The organism is Streptomyces prasinopilosus (assembly GCF_001419695.1).
GTDB lineage: Bacteria > Actinomycetota > Actinomycetes > Streptomycetales > Streptomycetaceae > Streptomyces > Streptomyces prasinopilosus.
The window spans coordinates 1-2,402 of sequence record NZ_LIRG01001011.1 but is presented as its reverse complement, the minus strand read 5'-3'; the positions used below and the strand labels follow the sequence as shown (position 1 = coordinate 2,402).

Here is a 2,402-nt window from a genome sequence, read left to right as displayed (position 1 = left end):
GGACTGCCGGGGCTGCGGCCGCGGGAGCGCGTGAGGGCGGGCCGGGGGCCGGGTTCTCAGACGGTGAGGCCCTTCGACTGCAGCCAGGCCATCGGGTCGATGCCCGTGCCGGAGCCGCCGGTGTGGACCTCCAGGTGGAGGTGGGCTCCGGTGGAGTTGCCGGTGGAGCCGACGCGGCCGATCACGTCGCCGGTGTTGACCTGCTGGCCGACGCTGACGTTGATGGAGGACTGGTGGGCGTACCAGACCTCGGTGCCGTCGTCGAGGGTCAGCACGGTCTTGTAGCCGTAGGAGCCGTCCCAGCCGGCGGAGGTGATCGTGCCGGTGTGGACCGCCTTGATCAGCGTGCCGGTGGGGGCGGCGAAGTCCAGTCCGGTGTGCTGGCCGGAGGACCAGTAGGCGCCGGCCTGACCGAAGGTCGAGGAGATGGTGTACGAGGAGGTCGGCAGCGCGTACTGCCTGGCCAGTTCGGCCAGACGCTCGGCCTCGGCCTTCTTCGCGGCCTCCTCCTCCGCCTTCTTCTTCGCGGCGGCGGCCTTCTCCTCGGCCTTCTTCTTCGCGGCGGCGGCCTTCTCCTCGGCCTCCTTCTCCGCCTTCGCGACGGCTTCGGCGGCGGCCTTGTCCTCGGCCTGGCTCTGCTGCTGCTCGACCTGGGCCATGATCCGGGCGCGCAGCACCTCACCGGCGTCGGAGGCGCTGCCCTGCTCGGTCTCGTCGACGACCGTGCCGATGCTGCTGAGCGGGGTGGCGGAGCCCTCGGGTGTTTCCTCGTCGGAGATGAGGGAACCCACAGAGGGGAGGTCCGGCATCGAGATCGAGACCGGCGGCTTGCCGGTCTGGGCGCTGGCCATGCCGCCACCGGCGACAGCGGCTATGACACCGACGCCCAGGACGGTGGAGCTGCGGGCGAGGCCTCCGCCGCGCTGCTTGCTGACCCGGTGCCGACCGCGCACGGGGGCGATGGACTCCGCGGTGGGGTTCCACTCCTCGAAGGGGCCCTCGTCGGTGCGGACGCCGCCGTAGGCGAAGGTCTCGCCGTCGCGCTGGCTCGGCATGAAGGGGGCCTCGGGGGCAGGCCGGTTGGACGCCACGTGGGCGCGCTCCTTTCCTTCCTTCTCGCCTACCGGGTTAGCTGACGGGTTCGGAGCAGGAAGGTCTCCTACGCGCGTATACCGCCCGTGTCTCCACGGGGGCATCCGCGCGATTCACCCCAAGATGTTGGTTCCCCGGTTCCCTTGCGGGATTCGGCGCGTGCGCACGGAGCCGACTCGTGTGACGGCTGGGACGACCGCGCTGCGTTATCGAACGTTAATAGACGGAGGGCTCGTATTCCAAGCCGTTCCTCTTGATCGTTAACGAACCCCGTGCGGACTTAAGCGTCACGACCACCTCAAAACGGGCGAGTTGACTACCCCTCATTCGTCACATCGAAACTGACGGTACGTCAGTTGTTATGCGCAGCGGGGTGCCCCGGTCACCCGGTGTGACATCGGTGCGGAAGGCCGGAGCCCGCGCCCTCGGCACTCCCCCGGAGGACGGGCCGGCCGGAGGCCGGAACGGGAACGGCCGAGGGCCGGAAACCTTTCGGTTTCCGGCCCTCGGCCTTCAGTAGCGGGGACAGGATTTGAACCTGCGACCTCTGGGTTATGAGCCCAGCGAGCTACCGAGCTGCTCCACCCCGCGTCGTTGTGTGACCAGCATACGGCATCCGCGGGGCACTTCCGCACACACGTGTCCGCCGGCCCGCCGACGCCCTCCCGTCACCGGCCGGTCAGATGGCGGTTCGGCGCCGCGGCGGCCTCCTCGTGCTCCGGGAGGAGGACGACCACGGCGCCCTCCGCGGCCAGTGCTCCGCTGCCGTCGGCGCCCGCCACGAAGGTCTCCGGCTCCCGCCACGCGGTGACCACCCGCCGTACCCCCGCGTCCAGGATCAGCCGGGTGCAGGGCGCCGGGCGGGAGGCGCGGCGGGCGCAGGGCTCCAGGCTGGAGTACACGGTGGCGGCCGGGAGCCGCGGGTCCGCGGGGTCGACCTTGGCGAGGGCGGCCTCCTCGGCGTGCACCGCCGGGTCGCCGCCCTCCCGGGAGTGGCCGCGCGCCAGTTCGGTGCCGTCGGCCGCCACGACCACCGCGCCCACGCTGAACGCCGTCTCCGAGGGCGGGCACCGCTGCGCCAGTTCACAGGCGAGGGCCAGCCAGTGGTGGTCGGCGGCCACGGGGAGCAGACCGGTGCCGGGAGCGGTGGGCTCGTAGCGCACGAGGACGACGTCGCCGACGGGGCGGGTCTCCAGCAGCCGCAGCCGGCCGCCCTGGTAGGCGCCGGGGCCGAAGAGGCGGGCGGCGTCCGGGTCGCCGACGAAGAGCGGGGCGAGGACCAGCTGGAGCTCGTCGGCGAGCCCCTGGGT

The 2,402-nt window shown here is 71.9% G+C and carries 2 protein-coding genes, 1 tRNA gene and 1 riboswitch; all 3 genes read right to left on the bottom strand.

What is annotated here, in order from left to right; translation table 11 throughout:
* Nucleotides 1–56 precede the first annotated feature (56 nt).
* Nucleotides 57–1,091: a M23 family metallopeptidase gene (locus AOK18_RS29665; RefSeq protein ID WP_055696302.1), complete on the bottom strand. Its 1,035-nt coding sequence runs from the start codon at nt 1,089–1,091 to the stop codon at nt 57–59.
* A gap of 11 nt (nt 1,092–1,102) precedes the next feature.
* Nucleotides 1,103–1,260: riboswitch (cyclic di-AMP (ydaO/yuaA leader) on the bottom strand.
* Between the two features lie 349 nt (nt 1,261–1,609).
* Nucleotides 1,610–1,683 (bottom strand) — tRNA-Met (locus tag AOK18_RS29660).
* 77 nt (nt 1,684–1,760) lie between these two features.
* Nucleotides 1,761–2,402 (bottom strand): cytidine/deoxycytidylate deaminase family protein (locus tag AOK18_RS29655; RefSeq protein WP_478078860.1); only part of this gene is annotated, 642 nt, incomplete at its 5' end.